Source organism: Pandoraea anapnoica (assembly GCF_902459765.1).
GTDB classification, from domain to species: domain Bacteria; phylum Pseudomonadota; class Gammaproteobacteria; order Burkholderiales; family Burkholderiaceae; genus Pandoraea; species Pandoraea anapnoica.
In genome coordinates, this window is the sequence record NZ_CABPSP010000006.1 from 131,294 (window position 1) to 148,676 (window position 17,383).

Genomic DNA, 17,383 nt, shown 5'->3' on the forward strand with positions numbered 1-17,383 from the left:
CAAGAATGAGGGAATTCAATGAACCGATTGCTCCGACCGCTCGCCATCCTGAGTGCCTTCAGTGCATTGGCATTTTCAACGGCGTACACGCCGTGTGCGCAAGCACAGGCGAAGGAAGTCGTCATCGCGTATCAGGACATGATCGTGCCCTGGCGTTACGCACAGGCCACGGGCGAGGTGGAACGCGCCACCGGCTACAAGGTGACCTATCGCAAGCTCGGTAGCGGTGCCGATGTGATTCGCGCGCTGGCTTCCGGATCGGTGCAGCTCGGAGAAGCAGGTTCGAGCCCGATTGCCGCCGGATTGTCGCAGGGTGTGGATCTGTCGTTGTTCTGGATTCTGGACAATATCAACGACGCCGAAGCGCTGGTCGCGCGGGACGGCTCCGGTGTGACATCCGTCAAACAACTGACCGGCAAGAAGGTTGGCGTCACCTTCGTCTCGACTTCGCACTTTCACACGCTGGTGGCATTGCAGTCTGCCGGGGTCAACCCGTCCGACGTCAAGATCGTCAATCTGAGACCGCCTGAGATCGCCGCCGCATGGGAGCGCGGCGATATCGACGCCACCTACGTGTGGGACCCGGTGCTGGCCAAAGCCAAAAAGAACGGCAAGGTATTGATCACGTCTGGCGAAGTGGCCAAGGCCACGGGCAAAGCCACCTTTGACGGATTCGTGGCAGACCGAAAATTTGCCACCGCGAACAAGGAATTCCTCGATCGTTTCGTGAAGGTGCTTGCAGCAACCGACGCGAGCTATCGGGACCACCCGCAGACGTGGACTGTCGGTTCGCCGCAGGTCGCAGCGGTGGCCAAGGAGTCCGGCGCGAACGCGGCGGACGTCCCGGCAAGTCTGGCGCTGTACGCATTCCCCACCGCCGCTCAGCAGGCCTCCAACTTGTGGCTCGGGGGCGGCAAGCAGTCGGGTGCCGCCAAGTCCCTCGCAGCGACGGCTGCATTTCTCAAGGAGCAGGGCACGATTCAGGCCGTGCTGCCGGACTACTCAGTGGGCGTCGATCCTCAGTTCGCCCAGCGCGCCGCAGCGCGTTGAGTGGGCGTATTCCAATGAGTGGACTGGACATCCGGCGGCTGCACGTCGCCTATGACGGCACGCGCGGTACTGCACCCACCATAGCGCTTGAGAACGTGAACCTGCATATCGGCACCGGGGAGTTTGTTGTTGCCCTTGGCGCTTCGGGGTGCGGGAAGACTACGTTACTCAATTGCATCGCTGGCTTCCTGTCGGCGACCGAGGGTGATGTGAGCCTCGACGGGGTACCGGTGACGGGGCCCGGCGCCGAGCGTGGCGTGGTATTCCAGCGATACGCGTTGTTGCCGTGGCTGAATGTACTCGACAACGTCGCACTCGGGCTGCGATTCCAGGGGATATCGAAGGCGCAACGGCAGGCGACCGCGCTTCGCACGTTGGCGTTGGTCGGCCTCGAACGTTTTGCGGAGTCGCGGGTGTACTCGCTGTCCGGGGGCATGCAGCAGCGGGTCGGTATTGCGCGAGCGCTGGCCAACGATCCGCGTGTGCTCCTGATGGATGAACCGATGGGGGCGCTGGACGCGATGACAAGAGAGTCGATGCAGGAACTCGTTCTGGATATCTGGGAGCGTACCCACAAGACGATTTTCTTCATCACGCATAGCGTGGAGGAAGCCCTTTTCCTCGGGACGCGCGTCATTGTCATGACGCCCGGCCCGGGGCGTATCGCCGAGAGTCACGAACTGCCGTTTTCGCGGCAGTTTCTCGAATCTCGGGACGCCCGCGCCGTCAAGTCGTCGCCCGACTTTATCGAATGGCGCGAACGGCTCGTCCATCGGCTGCGCGAGTCGCCTTCTCTTGCATTGACGGTCTGAGTCCCATGCCATCTGAAATGTCTGCGGTCAATACTCCACGGGCAGCATCGGCGTCGCAAGCGCCCAATCCCAGCCAGACGAAACATACCCGCGCGTGGCGCATGCCGGGTGAGGGGCCAACCGCGCGGCTCAGTTTCCTGGCGGTTCTGTCGATTGGGGGGCTATGGTGGATATCGACCCATTTGCAGTGGCTGCCGCCATTGTTTCTGCCGACGCCGGAAGCAGTATGGAACGCATTTCTCGATGCGGTCCACGGCCGTATTCAAGGCGGCCGACCTTTGTCGGAGCATCTCGCGTGGAGCGCGTTGCGCGTCTTTGGCGCTTTCGCACTCGCCGCGATGACGGCTGTACCGGTGGGTATTCTCATGGGAGTTAGCCGCATCGCCCGCGGGATACTCGATCCGGTACTTGAATTCTATCGGCCGCTCCCGCCGCTGGCCTATCTCCCGCTAGTCGTCATTTGGTTCGGCATCGACGAGGCAGCGAAGATCATCGTCATCTACCTTGCCTGCTTTGCGCCGATAGCGATGGCGGCTCGCGCGGGCGCGCGTAGCGCAACCACCGAACAAATCCACGCGGCCTACTCGCTCGGGGGAAGTTATCTGCAAGTGGTTCGCCACGTCATCCTGCCTGCTGCGCTGCCCGAAATTCTGACGGGCTTACGCATCGCCGTCGGGTTCGGGTGGACCACACTGGTGGCCGCAGAGATGGTCGCGGCCACCGCAGGCCTCGGGCAGATGGTGCTCAACGGGTCGAGTTTTCTTCGCACGGACGTGGTTGTCATGGGCATCGTGCTCATTGGTGTTATCGCATGGTGCTTCGACCTGGGCATACGTGCGCTGGAAAAGCGCCTCGTCCCCTGGCGTGGCCGCTGATGGCCAGTACACCCCGAACACAGCAAGAGGCAACCGATTGGCTCACTAACAACAAATCGCGATAAGCATTTTCATAATTCACCAAAGCGTTTATCGGAATGCCCCGCATAATTTGCTGCCTTCCATTGCCAACCGCTCATCATGCAACCCCTTTCCCTGGCAACAGCGAATCAATTTTCGACCGTCCGATTCGTGCTTACGGATATGGACGAGACGTTGACCTATAAGGGCCGCCTGCCCGCCGAAACGTACACGGCGCTGGCGCAACTGGAAGCCGGTGGCATTCGCGTGGTACCCGTCACAGCGGCCCCGGCCGGATGGTGCGACCAGATGGCACGCATGTGGCCCGTCGACGGTGTCATTGCCGAAAACGGTGGTTTGTTCTTGCAGCCAAGTTCGGACGGGCACCAGGTCGAACGGCATTTCTGGCATTCGCCCGATAACGTTGAGCAGGTGCGCGAACAACTGAAGTCCATTGCAAAGGCCGTCGAAGCCGCAGTGCCACAGGTGCAACAGGCCGACGATCAGGTGTTTCGGCTTACGAGCCTCGCCTATCGCCGTACAGGGGCGGATACCGATGCCCGTATCGTCGAGGCGCTGAGGCAGGCGGGCGCGGATGCGACGATAAACAACCTGTGGGTGCTGGGCTGGGTCGGCGGCTATGACAAGTTGACGATGTCATTGCGAGTTCTCGCCGACACATACGGCATTGACGCTGAATCCGCCTACGAGGTAGTCGCCTATTGCGGCGACTCCACCAACGACGCGCCCATGTTCGAGTTTTTCAAACACACGGCGGGTGTAAGCACGGTGACGGATTACCTGTCGCAATTACCGGTTCCCCCGCGATGGATCACGCGTGGCCCAGGGGGCGCCGGTTTCGTGGAATTCGCCAGCGCCATTCTTCAGTCGCGCTCCGCGCTACGTGGATAGTGGCTCGCACTCACAACACGGGATGCGCAACATTCATGTCCACACAGCAGACGACCGCTTCGACGCCGTCCTCGTGCTCGCTCAGATACACGTGCCCCACGCCGCTGTCGAAGTAGAGGCTGTCGCCCGGCGCTAGCCGGAACTTCGTGCCGTTCTCAAACTGCAACAGCAAGTTGCCCGATAGGACGAAGACGAACTCCTCACCGGCGTGACGAATGTAGTCGGGGAAATCTTCCAGCTTTCGCGCGCGAATGTGCGCGCGCATCGGCACCATGCGCTTGTCGTGCAGATCGGAGGCGATCATGCCGTAGCGATAGTTCGGCGTCTCGTAGATCGCCTGCTTTCCCGCCGCAGTGAACGACGGGCTCATCGCGCCGCCGGGTGCCGTCTCTTCATCGCCGAAGATCGCCGAATAGTCCAGATTCAGCGCGCGCGCCAGCGCACCGAATTTGTCGTACGTCAGCGCGATATCGCCGCGCTCCGCTTTAGAGATAGTGGATACCGCCACCCCTGAGCGCTCGCTCAGCGCCTTGAGCGTCAGCCCGTTGGCACTACGCGCGTTGCGCAGCCGTGCGCCCACCGTCTGATGGCTGATCTGGCTGACCTGTCCGCTCTCGCTCCGGGCCGGATTCCGCTTGGTCGGCGTTGGCGTTTTCTTTTGTTTAGGTGGCGTCATAACACTTCACTGAACGTGTCCCGTTCACATCTTCCGAACAAAACACGACGTCGTTGATCTCGTCACGTCTCTTGGTATTTTCTCGTATACGAGAATCGAAATTCTCATATATGATAATTCAAGCAACCGCGAATCCGTTGAGTCTACGTTAGCGGTCGTCCATTCACTTCTCTTTTCATTTCTTTTCTCTTCCGAGCTGAGTTCGAACCATGAAGAAAGACATCACGCGCATAAAAACCAATGGCCGAATGAGTCAGGTGGTCGTGGCTAACGGGGTTGTATATCTTGCCGGTCAGGTCCCGGACACGGCGGGCGCGACGATTACCGATCAGACCATCGAAGTGCTAAAGCATATCGATGCGCTGCTGGCCGAAGCGGGGATCGAAAAGACGCGTTTGCTGACCGCGAATATCTGGCTGTCCGACGCGCGTCATTTCGACGAATTCAACCGCGTGTGGGACGTCTGGGTGCCGGACGGGCACGCCCCTACGCGTGCGTGCGTTCAATCGCTGCTGATGCGCGCCGGTTTCGACGTGGAAATTGCCGTGACGGCGCTGGCATGACAGTCGACGTGCTTGTGCTCGGTGCTGGCATTGTCGGCACCTCCACCGCGATCCATCTCCAGCGCCGGGGGCTGAACACGGTTCTCATCGACCGTGCAGCGCCCGGGCGCGAAACGTCCTACGGAAATGCCGGACTGATCCAGCGCGAAGGCGTGTATCCATACGCGTTCGCCAGAGACATCGGAACGCTGCTGCGTTACGCGCGCAATCAGTCCACGGACGTGCGGTATCACCTGGCGGCACTGCCGGGTATCGCGCCATTTCTCGCGCGCTACTGGCACCACTCTGCACCGCATCGTCACGCGCAGATCGCCCGCCATTACAGCACCCTCATCGAGCATTGTCTGACGGAGCACAACACCCTGATCGAACGTGCGGGCGCACAGGATCTGCTGCGCGAAGGTGGCTGGCTGAAGATCTTCCACACGGCAGGCGCGTTCGACGCCGCATACCGCGAAGCCGAGCGCTGGCGAAGCGAGTACGACGTCCCGTTCGAGCCGCTCGACCCCGTGCAGCTTCAACGCGATGAACCGTCGCTCGCGCGAACGTTGGCAGGCGCAATTCGCTATACGGCCTCCGGCTCGATACGCGATCCTGGCGAACTGGTGAGTCGCTATGCGCAACACTTCAAGTCACTGGGCGGACGCATCGTCAGGGCAGACGCCACCACGTTGAAGCCTCACTGGCGCGTGCAAACGGAAGACGGGGAGATCGAAGGTCGGCACGCGGTTGTTGCAATGGGGCCGTGGTCCGATACCGTCACGAACGCGCTGGGCTATCGGCTGCCGTTAGTTTCCAAGCGGGGCTATCACCGGCATTTCCGCCCCGAGAACGGTGCAACGTTGAACCAAACCGTGCTGGATGCGGAGCGCGGCTTCGTGATGGCACCTATGAATCAGGGCATCCGTCTGACGACCGGCGTTGAACTTGCGTTGCGTGACGCCCCTCGTACACCGGTTCAACTCGCGGCGGTGGAGCCGTTGGCCAGAAGCGTGTTCCCGCTCGGCACGCCCGTCGAAGCGCAACCGTGGATGGGCAGCCGTCCTTGCACGCCCGACATGCTGCCGATCATTGGTCCGGCGCTGCGACATCGCGATCTTTGGTTCGCGTTCGGTCACGCTCACCACGGTCTGACGCTCGGACCGGTGACAGGCCGTCTGATCGCCGAGATGATCTCGGGTGAGCGGACGCTGGTTGACCCGACGCCATTTCGCACCGACAGGTTCTGAAAAAAAATGCCCTTCGCAAGGAAGGGCAAAAATTTGCCGGAGTTTTGGCGAAGCCCGGCAAATCGTCAGACCGGCCCGCCGATGGCGGGCGAAATTCTGATCAAGGGCGCTCAATCGAGCGCGAGATGCCGAGAATCAAACAAACGGATTCTCGACGCGAGGCCAGTATTTGAGGCTGCGGTGTCGATAGGGAAGTGCGGCGAAGTCAGGCGTCAATGCCCCTGGCGCCGCAAGATGCACGACGGCTTTCGCGCGAGGCGCGAATTCTGCCTGAAAATGCTGCGTCGATTTCACGATGACGAGACGCTTGGCGTCCATCGCAATGCCGAGACCGGTGAACGCGTCGACGCCAATGACTTGTGTTCGTACGGAAACGAGCACGATGTCCAGCCCGTTTGCGCCTTCCACCCAGACCGAACGTCCCAAAGGAATCGACATGCCGCGAATGCTCTGCGAGTGCGTGTCGTGCACGGCGCGTACCGTGACGCGTAAATCGATGGGATCGCCCGAGGCGGTGCCGCACTTCCCGCCGATCCGAAGATCGAGCGTGGCCCCGACACCGGCGTCCGCACAGATCTGAATGGCGCCGAGATCCCAGAAGCAACCCAGTGCGACGTCGGGAATGTCCCGCTCGACAACCCGTCGCAGGATGAAGGTGCTATCGCCCGGCGCGCCCCCGCCCGGGTTGTCGGCTACGTCTGCGACGACCACCGGACCGGTGCCGACGCCGAGTGCCACGTCGAGTCCGTGATCGAGATCGAGCCATTTGGGCTGGACCTCGTGGCGCAACGCCCAGAACTCGTTGCCCAACTGATGCGCCAGCGCAGCGGCACGCGCCGGATCGCCGTCCGCGATGACCCACAGCTTTGCCCCGGCCTCGGGCACATCGCCCCACGGAAAGCCGTGACCCAGGGAGACGGACAGAATGCCGTCATGCCCCTCGAACGACTTCATCCGTCGAACGAAGCCCGCCATCGGTTCTGTCGTCGTGTGCCACGCGCCGACCATCCGGCAATCGTGCACGGCGGTGACCGGGGAGATTCTCCGCTCGGCCGCTTGCGTCACGAGTCGGTAGACTTCATGCAGCCGGTCGATGCCGTCGGTGTGCGGATATTCCTTGTAGGCGATGAGAATATTGGCCGCGTATTGCATCAGCTCGGTGAAGTGGCAGTGCGGGTCGAGCGTCGCGGCAATGGGGACATCCGGGCCGACCACTTCGCGAACGCACGCGAGCAGATCGCCTTCGCAATCGTCGTGGTTCTGTGCCACCATCGCGCCGTGCAGCATGAGAACGACCGCGTCGAGCGGCAAGGCGGCGCGCACACCGGCGACGATTTCGTCGCGCAACGTTTCGTAGACTTCCCGAATCACCGGGCCGGACGGTTGCGCCTCTGCACTCAGCCCTTCGGCCAGTTCGTGACCGTCCGACTCTGCGAGACGACGAAGCTCGGCCATCATGTAGCCCACGCTATCGGACGCGCGGATGCTGGCGTCGCCCCGGTAGATCCCGTTCTCCTGAAATCCACCCCATCCCGTGGGGCACGGCGCGAATGTGTTTGTTTCGGTAGAAAGGTTTGCCGCGAAGATCTTCATTGCGAGTCCAAAGGTGTGAAGAAGGTCGTTTCACACACTCTATGAAGACCGCGTTGCCGGATTGTGAGCAGTGTGTATCGACATTGACACACACGCCGGATAACACGCTCGCGCGACGATCGACAGTTAGCGTCTGGGCAGTACCACGCGGGCGATCAGCCCGCCATCTCCAGCGTTGAGCAACGTCAGCGATCCTGCGTGACGTTTCACCACATCGTTCGCAATGGCCAGCCCGAGTCCGGTGCCGCCCGTATCGCGACTGCGAGATCCTTCAAGCCGGAAGAACGGTTCCAGGACCCGTTCGAGATCGCGTTCCGGAATGCCGGGGCCGCGATCCACGATATCGATCTGCACTTGCTCGTCGCCGTCAATCAGTTCGATGCGTGCTTCGCCGCCGTAGCGGATGGCATTCGCGACCAGATTGGTCAGGCAACGTTTCAACGCCAGCGGTTGCGCGAGGAGTGGCGCGATGGCGCCGTGCACCGAGACTCTCTGACCGCTTTCCAGCGCATCTTCCGCAATGGCATCCATCAGCGCATCGATATCGATAGGGCTGAATTCTTCGGTGACGGCCTCGTTACGAAGAAACGACAGTGTCGCGTCGAGCAACTGCGTCATCTCGTCGATGTCGGCAATCATCCGGTCGTTGAACTCCGAGCCTTCGAGGGTGCGCACTCGCAGACGCATACGCGTGAGCGGTGTGCGCAAGTCATGCGACACCGCAGCCAGAAAGCGATTGCGGTCATTGACCTGACGCCGGATGGCCGCCTGCATCGAGTTGAAGACGCGTGCCGCCTGACGCGCTTCGATCGGCCCCGCTTCGGGAATCGGCGGCGCGTCCATATTGCGCGACAACTCTGCTGCACCGGCTGCGAGCGACCGAAACGGCACCGACAGCATGCGTGCACCGACCCAGGAGGAGAAAAGCAGCGGCACGATCTGAACCGTGGCGGCCAGCCCCAATTGCAGTTCGGTCGACATACCGGGAGGCGCCCTGAAGGCGGCAGACGAATAGAACGTGTAAAGCAGCAACGCGGTACCCGCTTGCGTCAACGCCACCATAACGAGCATGACGAACAGCAGCCGATAGAACGCGGAATCGAACGATGGCTTGTGCATGAGAGGTGCGGCCGGCGCGGTAGAAGAGGATTCGATCATGCGCGCCATTATCCCGCGCGCATGTAGCGGCTTCGTCAACAGATTGTTTCAGAACGGAAACATCCGGGAGCACGCACCGTCCGTCTGAATCCCGCACAGGCGGGACGCTGTACTCAGGGGATCTATGTTTCACGCGCGATACAAAGTCCACATGAACCAGAAATATCGCACAAATAACGTTCATGCCAGAGCTAAGACTCTGATGAGCGTGGGCACACCGCGCAACACGATCCATACCGCGAAGGCATCGGCGATGACCGAGGCGCGGAAATCCCGGAGGAGACGACAGTGGCAATCAGACAGCATCGCAGGCAGACCGCAGGCACTTTGCGCCGATTCAGACTTCGACCCAACGGCGGCACCTGGCTGGTCGGTTCACTGCTGGGGCTGGCATCGGCCTACGGTCATGCGCAGACCGTGACACCGCCAGGTGCCGCGTCGGCGGTCAGTGCTGAAGCCGAGAACGCCAACCCGTCGGCCGACGCGAATGCCGTGGCTCCCGGCGCAGCGCAAACCGTGACCCCGGCCACGGCAAAGGACGGCGCGACGCTCAACACTGTCGTGGTGACCGCAACGCGCCGCCGCGAACCGGCACGCGAAGTGCCGATGCAGATCAACGTCATCTCGGCCGAAGAGTTGCAGAAGAGCGGTGCAAAGACGATGTCGGATTTCCTCTCGTCGGAGCCCGGTGTCGATCTCAACACGCAGGGCGGCAGCGGTTCGGGACAGATCAGCATGCGCGGTGTTACGACCGGCGAGCAAACGGGGCCGACCGTCGGCGTCTATGTCGATGACGTCGCCTTCGGCGGTAGCACGCTGTTCTCGCAAGGTGCGACGTTCGCGCTGGACATGAGCCTGCTGGACCTGAACCACATCGAAGTGCTGCGCGGGCCGCAGGGCACGCTCTACGGCGCTGGCGCGATGGGCGGGTTGCTGAAGTACGTCACCAACGAGCCGGATACGAACACGTTCTCGGGTCAGGCGAGCGCTGGTTTGTCGACGACCAAGCACGGTGGCATTGGCAATACCGCCAGCGCAGTCCTCAACATCCCCATCAAGAACGATGTGGCGGCCGTACGCGTGTCGGCGTTCAGTCAGCACGATGCCGGTTATATCGACGCCGTCGGGCCGCAGGCGGGCACGCGCGTCGACCGGGGAGACACGTACGGCGCGCGCGCCTCGCTGCTCCTCACACCCACGAGTCAGTTCACCGTGCGCTTGAGTGCGATCACCCAGAACATCAATCGAAACGCGCCGAACTACGTGGCCTACGACAACAGTGGCAAGCCTGTCGATGGTGATCTGACCACGCGCATTTATGCGCCCGAGCCGTTCCATCAGAACGTGCAGCTTTACTCGCTCGGCCTGGAGTATGACTTCGGATGGTCGCGCTTCAACTCGATCACGTCATATCAGTCGGTGAAGACGAATGCGCCGCAGGATCTGTCGGTCGTCTACGTGCCAGCGCTGGCCGCGCAGGGGTTGAATCTGAATTCGGTCGTGGCGGCGAACATCGCGTCGACGAACAAGGTGACGCAAGAGTTTCGTCTGACGTCACCCGGCAATCGTCAACTTGAATGGATTGCGGGACTCTTCTTCACGCGTGAGCGAAGCGAGTCGGATCAGGGGATTGTCGCGGCGTATCCCGACGGATCATCGGGATTCCTCTCGTCGCTCACGGCACCGAGTACGTACACCGAATACGCGGCGTATGGCGACCTGACGTACCACGTGACGCCGCGACTGGCGCTCACCGGCGGAATGCGGATTGCCCACAACAACCAGGACTTCAACCAGACTACCGGCGGTCTGCTGGGCGGACCGGCACAAACGATTTCCGCGCCCTCGTCGGACACCAGCAAGACCTACATGCTCACGGCGAGCTACGGTCTCACCGAGAACAGCAACGTCTACGTTCGTGCGGCCAGCGGTTATCGCCCGGGCGGACCGAACGCGCAACTCGTCAGCCCGATCACGGGGTTGCCGGGTAACGGCAATGCCACGTTCCAGCCCGACACGCTGTGGACGTACGAAGCTGGCTACAAAGCCGATCTGTTCGATAAGCGTCTGTCGCTGTCGGCCACGGTCTACGACATTGAGTGGAAGAACATCCAGCAGCTCGGTGCAATCGAGGGTGTCAATCAGGTGCTCAATGCAGGTAACGCGCGCATCAAGGGGTTCGAGCTGGCCAGCAGCTTCCGCCCGGACCGGCATTGGAATTTCGGTGTCGGCTTTTCGTACATCGATGCCAAGCTGACGCAGGGCAATGCGTCGACCGGCACGCAGTTGGGCGACCCGCTGCCGAACTCGGCGAAGTTCTCCGCGACGCTGACGGGGACGTATCACTTCTCGCTCGGCTCGTACGCCTCGTACGTCGGCATTGCGGAGCGCATTGTCGGCCGTCGTCACTCGGGCTTTAGCAACAGCACCGGTCGCCCCGATTATCAACTGCCGGGCTACGCCGTCACCGACCTGCTGGCGGGGATCGACTTCGGCAAGGCGAGCCTGAACTTCTATTTGCGCAACCTGTTCGACCGTCGCGCGCTGCTGGCCGCCGGTACTGCACTGATGCCGATGGGCGGCCCGGCGCTGGTCAGCGTGGAGCGTCCGCGCACGTTCGGTGCAGTGCTGACGGTGCCGTTCTGATACCTGAGATGCCTCATAGATCCTCGGAGACCTTCCAATGACTTTGCAACAACAAGACCTGCACGCTCGCCTCGACGCGCATCTCGCGCAATTCAACCGAAGCGATGCGCCGGGGCTCGTAGTCGGCGTCGCCCGCGACGGACGTGTGCTCTACCGCAAGGGGTTCGGCATGACGAGCCTCGAACACGGTGTGGCTAACACACCGGCCACCCGCATGCGAATCGGCTCGACCAGCAAACACTTTGCCTGTCTCGCCGCGCTGCTGCTCGCGGAGGAGGGCAAGCTGGATATCGACGCGGGCGTTCGGGCCTATCTGCCGGAAGTCCCTGTGCCCGTAGGCGAGCCGACGCTGCGTCAACTGATGACGCACACCAGCGGCTATCGCTGTTATCTGGACCTGTCCGTCATTACGCAGGGGGTGTCACCGATCGGGCGCGGCATGCCGCTGGAAATCGAACTGCGTCAGCAAGACGCCAATTTCCCGCCCGGCGAGCGGATGATGTATTGCAACGGCGGATACCACTTGCTGTCGCAGATCATCGCGCGTGTCGCTGGCATGTCCTTCGAGCAATTTCTCGATGAACGCATCTTCCGCGTGATGGGGATGAGCGACACGGAGTCCGTCAGCGACGACCTGCGCATTCGCCCTCGCATGGCCACGCAGCATGTGCCCGACGGCGAGGGCGGATATTTGCGTGGGCTGTTCCCGAGTCTCGATGTGCTGGGGGAGGGGGGGATTGTCTCCACCATCGACGACATGCTGAGATGGGCTGCGCATTTGCGTCACCCGAACCGACTGGGGAGCGCCGGGACGTGGCACGAAATGCTGACCATGCCGACGTATTCGAGCGGCGAGACCGGCATCTACGCGCTGGGCTTGATGCGTACGAAGTATCGCAATGTCGAAACCGTTCATCATGCGGGCGGCGTCTTCGGCGGCACGTGTCAGATGCTAACGGTGCCGTCGCACGCACTGGACATCGTTCTGATGAGCAACGGTGCGCCCATCGATCCCGCCGCGCTGGCGACCGAGATCGTGGATATCGTTCTGGGCGACGACGTGCTTGGGCCTCCGCGACAGGTGGCAGAGCCGACGTCGGAAAATCCGGGGCTTCTCGGTAAGTACCTGAGCGCCGATCCGGTTCAACTCGTAGAGATCGTGGAACGGGACGGAGGGCTCCACGCGGCGACGAACAACGCGATACACCCTGCACAACCGCTGATCGCAGACGAGCGTGGGTATCGTATCGAGGATGGCGCGGGCGCACGGATACGCGTCATACCGCATGAGCGCGCGGCGTCGGGTGACGTGCCTGCGATCGATTTCGTCGAAAACGGCCACGTTCTCACGCTCCGGCGTTACGAAGGCACGCCATCGGCCGAGGTGTTGCAGAGGGAGGGGGTCTGCGGTCGCTACTTCAGTCACGATGCCGACGCCAACGCGCTGATCTCGAAGGAAGACGGCGTTCTGGTGCTGTCCATTCGTGGCGCGACAGGTGGTGCACGCTATCACCTCAACGCGCTCACGCGTGACGTCTGGACGTTCCGGCCTGCCGATGCGTCTGCGCTAAGCGCCGGTGTGGTGCTTGTCGAGCGTAGCGAAGACAAGGCCACGCGGTTTTCGCTGTACACGTCCCGCACGCGAGGGCTGGCGTTCTCTCGGATCGGGTGATGAGGAAGTGGGGAGGGAGCGTAGGTTCCCTCCCTTCCTGTCATAACTTTGTGAACCGAAGGTTTCGGGTCCGGGCCGTGTTGACGGAAATTCCCTCCACAAGTCGGGTGTCTGGGTGCCTGACGATAGCCAGCGTTCCCGTGAGCATCGCGTTCGGTCCGCACGGCGAGAAGCGAAGCAGATCGCTGTCGACCGGAAAGACCTCGTAGCAGCATTCACCTGCGACCCCAGCCATCACCAGCGACATGACGGCGCAGCCGTCGCCCGGCGGCTGTTCCTGCGACAGCGGGCGCAACGTGGCGCGAGCGTTCGCTTCTTCGCTGATATAGACGCCGTTCAGGGCGTCGATAGCTTCGAGGTCTGGCGATGCCTGCGACACCATGCGGCGAAAGTTTGCCGGGTGACCGCAATGCACAATCCGCAAATGTCCGGTGTCATTAGGATCGATGTCGGTCCCCCATTGCAACCGGAATGTTCCGTCACCACTCGACTCGGACGCGAATTCCCGTGCGCCGCCTTCCGGCGCATCGCGTTCATAGAGCGTTGGAATACCTGGTTCGAGTGGCCCGCTAAGCGTCATACGTCCATCGCGCTCGACGACGTCGTAGACGACATCGCCGCTTGAGTCACGATAGGTGCCGGTGCAGGCAGAGTAGGGGAGCATGGGCGCGGCGGCCGGCGCGGGGAACGCCTGCATCTGATCTGCGAGCAGGATGTCGAGCATTCGCAGCGAAAGCGCCAACGGTGACGAAACCGCCCCATTACTCAACAACACGATGTCGACACCGTACTCAGGTACGCACAACATCTGACACGTCCCTCCCACGACGCCGCCCGCATGGTGGATCAGTTCACACCCGCGATACTGCGTGCGCTTCAGACCCATCATGTAATCGCTGCGTAGCCCGCTGGAGAACGTGGGCGACGAGAACATCGCTTCCCAGGTGACGCGATTGCCGACGATCTTCTCGCCGCGCAGATGAGCGCACCATCGCAGCATGTCGTCGATGCAGGAGACGACGCAGCCTTCGCCGAGTATTTCGCGCGAAGGGAACAGGCCTCGCTCGTAAGCCCCGTCGCTGCGCTTCACATGGCACGCGGCCATGCGGTTTCGAATCTGGAAATCGTCGGACAGGCAGAACGTATCGCGCATCCCCAACGGTTCGAAGATTTCTGACGCGAGGAACGACGCGAACGATTGCCCGCTGACACGTTCGATGGCCAGCGACACCAGGTGATAGCCGCCGTTGCAGTACATCATCCGCTCCCCGGGCGGGAAGTTGACGTGCGTCTGACGGCGCTGAATGTCGAGCAAATAGCCCGCCTGCGGGGCCGCCAATCCGTTCGTGAGCAGCGAGATGTCGAGCGCGCAGCGCTGGCCGCTGGTGTGGTACATGAGCGAGCGCAGCGTCGGCTCACCCGCGACGCCTGTCAGTTCCGGCAAATACCGGCGGATGGGGGCGTCTATGTCGAGCGCTCCGGTCTCCTGAAGCAGCAGGGCGGCAAGGCAGGTCATGTGCTTGGTCGTCGAACCTATGCGCAGTCGGGGCCGCGTATCGAGGGCGATGCCCAGTCCGACGTTCGCCATCCCGAAGGCGCGACGCAGCACGACCTTCGCGTCGATGGCCGCGCCGACGACGACACCGGGCGCGTCGCTTCGATTGAACGTCTCAAATAGCGCGATGAGCGCATCGTCGTCAAATGGCACGCGTGCTGACACGGCAATCCTCCTGAGTCACGTTGCAACCCGCTCGACGTCGTCGACGCCCCACAGGCTGTCTGGCCTCAGCACGTACCCGTTCCGGTACTGGAACGAGGGCGACCGATCCTCGGCCAGAAAGCAGGGGCCGTCGAGATCGACGCGGTCGCAGACCTGTCCGAGGAGGTAGGCCGGTGCCAGACCGAGCGAAGTGCAGGGCATGCATCCGACCATGACCGAAAGGCCGAGATCTCGAATCGGGGCGACGAGGGACAGCGCGCGCGTGAGGCCGCCGCATTTATCGAGCTTGATGTTGACGACGTCGTACCGGCGGGCGACGGCGGTGATGTCGTTCAGATCCTGAAACGATTCGTCAGCCGCGAGGCGAATCGGGTACGACATTGCTTCGAGGCATGCGTCCTCGCCCACGGGCAAGGGCTGTTCGAGCAGATCGACACCAACTTCCTGCAAGACCGGCAGCATCCGGTGCATGTGGTCTTGCGTCCAGCCCTGATTGGCGTCCACGGCCAGTGCTACGTCGGGGCACGCCTTGCGAATCGCAACAAGGCGGTCTGCGTCGAGTGCGTTCCCGTCCAGCTTGATCTTCAACGTTGTAGCGCCCACATAGCGCCTTGCCGCATCGGCCATCGCCTCAGCCGTACCGACACCGACTGTGAGCGAGGTGCGCAGGGGGCGCAGGCGGGCGCGTCCGGACAGGCGTGCGACGGTCATGCCGCACCGCTGCGCGGCCAGTGACCACAGCGCGGCATCGACGGCATTTCTCGCACCACCGGCAGGTAACAGCGAGATGAGGTCTTCGCGGGAGATGCCGCGCTCGATGTCGGCTCGCACGGCGGCAATCTGTTCGGCCATGCTTTCCGGCGTCTCGCGCCGGTAGTAGACACCAGCCGCTTCCCCTCGGCCTCGGCACTGCCCGGACCTCAGTGAGACGACCAGGACTTCGGCCGCATCGACCGTGTGACCCGAGATGTGAAAGGGCGTGGCCAGCGGCCACCGTTCGATGCGAACGGAAAGGGTGCAGGGAATCGTCATAGGTATTCAGGCTCAACGCATGAATAACTCATGCATAACGTTCGATGGCGAGGCGCACGGCGTTGGCCGCGTTGCGCATCAGAAGACAGGCGACGATGAAGCCGGACAGAGATACGGCAACAATGGCCCAGATCAGACCGGTGGCAGTGCCGTGCAGGTGATCCGACATCAGGCCGATGGCGACGGGGCTGCCGGACTGCATCAGTACCGTCGTCAACACACCGATGGCTGCCACGCGTGAGCGCAGATACGGCGGACAGATGCTCTGCATCAGGCCCGGGAACATGATCATCCCTGCCACGACGCACATGAACTGCGCGCCGAAGAGGAGGTAGACGTACGACACGGACGGCGCAATCAGATAGCCGAGGCTGACGACGCAGGCCCCGAGCGCGCCCCATTCGCACACGCGTAGCGGCGCGAGCACTCCGAGCCGAGTGGTGAGGCGACGTGCAACGAGCCACCCGAGCACACATCCGATCACGCTGCCAACCATCGCGGCGCCGCCGAGACCGGCACCGGCGGTCGCGGGCGTCGCGCCGAAGAAGCGCACGGCGACGACCGGCATCCAGCTCGTAACGCCCGCGAAAGCCATGTTGATCAGCGCGATCGCCCCGAAGAAGCGAAGCATCATCGGCATCTCGCGGCGGAAGTACTCACCGGCCGCCAACCCGGGCGCCGCCGTCTCTCCGGTCGGGGAGGGGACGTCCGAATGCGCGTAGCGAGGACGAATCATCGCGACGATCAGCACCAGCAGCGGCGCAGGGACGGCAACGGCGAAGAACGCAATCCGCCACGCGGACGTGCCCGCCAGCCCGAAGGGCAGCGTGCCATGCAGCGTATCGATCCCCTGAATCAGCAGGCCGCCGAGCGCCATACCCGCGCCGGCGCTCAACAGATTGACCATGGCGAAGACGGAGTTGGCGAGAATGCGCTGTCGCGCAGGAAAGAGGTCGGGCAGCAAGCCGTAGATGATCGGCATGAGTCCCGCTTCGCCAATGCCCAGACCGATGGAGGCGATAAAGAGCGTCCAGAAGCCGGTCGCCAGACCACACGCCGCCGTTGCCGCACTCCAGAGCAGGATGCAAAGCGCCAGCACGACACGTCGGTCCATGCGGTCCGCCAGCCATCCGATGGGGATGGCGGCCGCACCGGCGAAGAGCGCGATACCGGCCCCCTGCAGCAGCCCGACCTGAATGTCGGCAAGGCCGAATTCGGCGCGGATGAGTTCGGCCAGAAGCACCAGCATCTGGCGGTCCACGTTGGCGAAGAAGGTCACGACGACGAGGGCAAGAAGCCCGAGCCACGCGCCGACCCCCGCGTAGCGCGCGCGGCGCGCCCTGGCGGCATACCCCGGCGTACCCGGTGTATCGGTGTTCGTTTCCAGCATTTGTAGTCCAGTAGTAGGGCGAGTGGGGCGTCTG

The 17,383-nt window shown here is 62.5% G+C and carries 14 protein-coding genes; 8 read left to right on the top strand and 6 right to left on the bottom strand.

Going from position 1 to position 17,383, the window contains the following annotated elements:
* The first annotated feature begins 18 nt into the window (after positions 1–18).
* From tauA to PAN31117_RS12055, 4 genes are all read left to right on the top strand, one after another.
* Positions 19–1,050 (top strand): taurine ABC transporter substrate-binding protein, encoded by a 1,032-nt coding sequence (gene tauA / locus PAN31117_RS12040; protein WP_150738395.1) that lies wholly within the window; start codon positions 19–21, stop codon positions 1,048–1,050.
* 14 nt (positions 1,051–1,064) lie between these two features.
* Positions 1,065–1,862 (top strand): taurine ABC transporter ATP-binding protein, encoded by a 798-nt coding sequence (locus PAN31117_RS12045; protein WP_150738396.1) that lies wholly within the window; start codon positions 1,065–1,067, stop codon positions 1,860–1,862.
* A gap of 5 nt (positions 1,863–1,867) precedes the next feature.
* Positions 1,868–2,737: an ABC transporter permease subunit gene (locus PAN31117_RS12050; RefSeq protein WP_370855752.1), complete on the top strand. Its 870-nt coding sequence runs from the start codon at positions 1,868–1,870 to the stop codon at positions 2,735–2,737.
* A 141-nt stretch (positions 2,738–2,878) separates the two neighbouring features.
* On the top strand, positions 2,879–3,670 hold the full coding sequence (locus PAN31117_RS12055; RefSeq protein WP_150738397.1) for an HAD family hydrolase: 792 nt from the start codon (positions 2,879–2,881) through the stop codon (positions 3,668–3,670).
* A gap of 10 nt (positions 3,671–3,680) precedes the next feature.
* Here the strand turns inward: PAN31117_RS12055 and PAN31117_RS12060 are convergent, their stop codons facing one another.
* Positions 3,681–4,346, bottom strand: a complete 666-nt coding sequence (locus PAN31117_RS12060) for a helix-turn-helix domain-containing protein (RefSeq protein ID WP_150738398.1) — start codon at positions 4,344–4,346, stop codon at positions 3,681–3,683.
* Positions 4,347–4,555: 209 nt separating this feature from the next.
* Here PAN31117_RS12060 and PAN31117_RS12065 point away from each other — a divergent pair, with 209 nt between their 5' ends.
* Together PAN31117_RS12065 and PAN31117_RS12070 are read left to right on the top strand one after the other, a co-directional pair.
* Positions 4,556–4,909 carry a RidA family protein gene (locus PAN31117_RS12065; RefSeq protein WP_150738399.1) on the top strand — a complete coding sequence of 118 codons (354 nt, stop codon included), beginning with the start codon at positions 4,556–4,558 and terminating at the stop codon, positions 4,907–4,909.
* Positions 4,906–6,138, top strand: coding sequence for an NAD(P)/FAD-dependent oxidoreductase (locus PAN31117_RS12070; RefSeq protein ID WP_150738400.1), 1,233 nt, complete (start codon positions 4,906–4,908; stop codon positions 6,136–6,138). Before PAN31117_RS12065 ends, PAN31117_RS12070 begins: the two co-directional genes overlap by 4 nt.
* Before the next feature lie 135 nt (positions 6,139–6,273).
* On the opposite strand, the gene PAN31117_RS12075 is transcribed toward PAN31117_RS12070, so the two are convergent.
* Both PAN31117_RS12075 and PAN31117_RS12080 read right to left on the bottom strand, forming a co-directional pair.
* Entirely contained in the window at positions 6,274–7,731 is a 1,458-nt protein-coding gene (locus PAN31117_RS12075; protein ID WP_150738401.1) for a M81 family metallopeptidase, read from the bottom strand.
* A 126-nt stretch (positions 7,732–7,857) separates the two neighbouring features.
* The gene (locus PAN31117_RS12080; protein ID WP_246189044.1) at positions 7,858–8,889 is read right to left on the bottom strand and encodes an ATP-binding protein; all 1,032 of its coding nucleotides are present in this window, start codon (positions 8,887–8,889) and stop codon (positions 7,858–7,860) included.
* 288 nt (positions 8,890–9,177) lie between these two features.
* On the opposite strand from PAN31117_RS12080, the gene PAN31117_RS12085 reads away from it, so the two are divergent.
* Entirely contained in the window at positions 9,178–11,535 is a 2,358-nt protein-coding gene (locus tag PAN31117_RS12085; RefSeq protein ID WP_246189045.1) for a TonB-dependent receptor, read from the top strand.
* A gap of 37 nt (positions 11,536–11,572) precedes the next feature.
* Entirely contained in the window at positions 11,573–13,207 is a 1,635-nt protein-coding gene (locus PAN31117_RS12090) for a serine hydrolase domain-containing protein (protein ID WP_150738402.1), read from the top strand.
* Positions 13,208–13,247: 40 nt separating this feature from the next.
* Here the strand turns inward: PAN31117_RS12090 and PAN31117_RS12095 are convergent, their stop codons facing one another.
* Genes PAN31117_RS12095 through PAN31117_RS12105 form a run of 3 tightly spaced genes read right to left on the bottom strand, consistent with a single transcriptional unit; the run spans position 13,248 to position 17,349 of the window.
* A complete protein-coding gene (locus tag PAN31117_RS12095) occupies positions 13,248–14,927 on the bottom strand; it encodes a serine hydrolase domain-containing protein (RefSeq protein WP_174990932.1) in 1,680 nt (559 codons plus the stop codon).
* Between the two features lie 15 nt (positions 14,928–14,942).
* Positions 14,943–15,959 carry a dipeptide epimerase gene (locus PAN31117_RS12100; protein WP_150738404.1) on the bottom strand — a complete coding sequence of 339 codons (1,017 nt, stop codon included), beginning with the start codon at positions 15,957–15,959 and terminating at the stop codon, positions 14,943–14,945.
* Between the two features lie 28 nt (positions 15,960–15,987).
* Complete coding sequence (locus PAN31117_RS12105; protein WP_150738405.1) at positions 15,988–17,349, bottom strand: MFS transporter; 1,362 nt, start codon at positions 17,347–17,349, stop codon at positions 15,988–15,990.
* Between the last annotated feature and the right edge of the window lie 34 nt (positions 17,350–17,383).

Coding starts and splice junctions, on each gene's coding strand:
- PAN31117_RS12065 (WP_150738399.1), top strand. CDS start 4,556: ATGAAGAAAGACATCACGCGCATAAAAACCAATGGCCGAATGAGTCAG.
- PAN31117_RS12090 (WP_150738402.1), top strand. CDS start 11,573: ATGACTTTGCAACAACAAGACCTGCACGCTCGCCTCGACGCGCATCTC.
- PAN31117_RS12070 (WP_150738400.1), top strand. CDS start 4,906: ATGACAGTCGACGTGCTTGTGCTCGGTGCTGGCATTGTCGGCACCTCC.
- PAN31117_RS12045 (WP_150738396.1), top strand. CDS start 1,065: ATGAGTGGACTGGACATCCGGCGGCTGCACGTCGCCTATGACGGCACG.
- PAN31117_RS12060 (WP_150738398.1), bottom strand. CDS start 4,346: ATGACGCCACCTAAACAAAAGAAAACGCCAACGCCGACCAAGCGGAAT.
- PAN31117_RS12105 (WP_150738405.1), bottom strand. CDS start 17,349: ATGCTGGAAACGAACACCGATACACCGGGTACGCCGGGGTATGCCGCC.
- PAN31117_RS12055 (WP_150738397.1), top strand. CDS start 2,879: ATGCAACCCCTTTCCCTGGCAACAGCGAATCAATTTTCGACCGTCCGA.
- tauA (WP_150738395.1), top strand. CDS start 19: ATGAACCGATTGCTCCGACCGCTCGCCATCCTGAGTGCCTTCAGTGCA.
- PAN31117_RS12100 (WP_150738404.1), bottom strand. CDS start 15,959: ATGACGATTCCCTGCACCCTTTCCGTTCGCATCGAACGGTGGCCGCTG.
- PAN31117_RS12075 (WP_150738401.1), bottom strand. CDS start 7,731: ATGAAGATCTTCGCGGCAAACCTTTCTACCGAAACAAACACATTCGCG.
- PAN31117_RS12080 (WP_246189044.1), bottom strand. CDS start 8,889: ATGATCGAATCCTCTTCTACCGCGCCGGCCGCACCTCTCATGCACAAG.
- PAN31117_RS12050 (WP_370855752.1), top strand. CDS start 1,868: ATGCCATCTGAAATGTCTGCGGTCAATACTCCACGGGCAGCATCGGCG.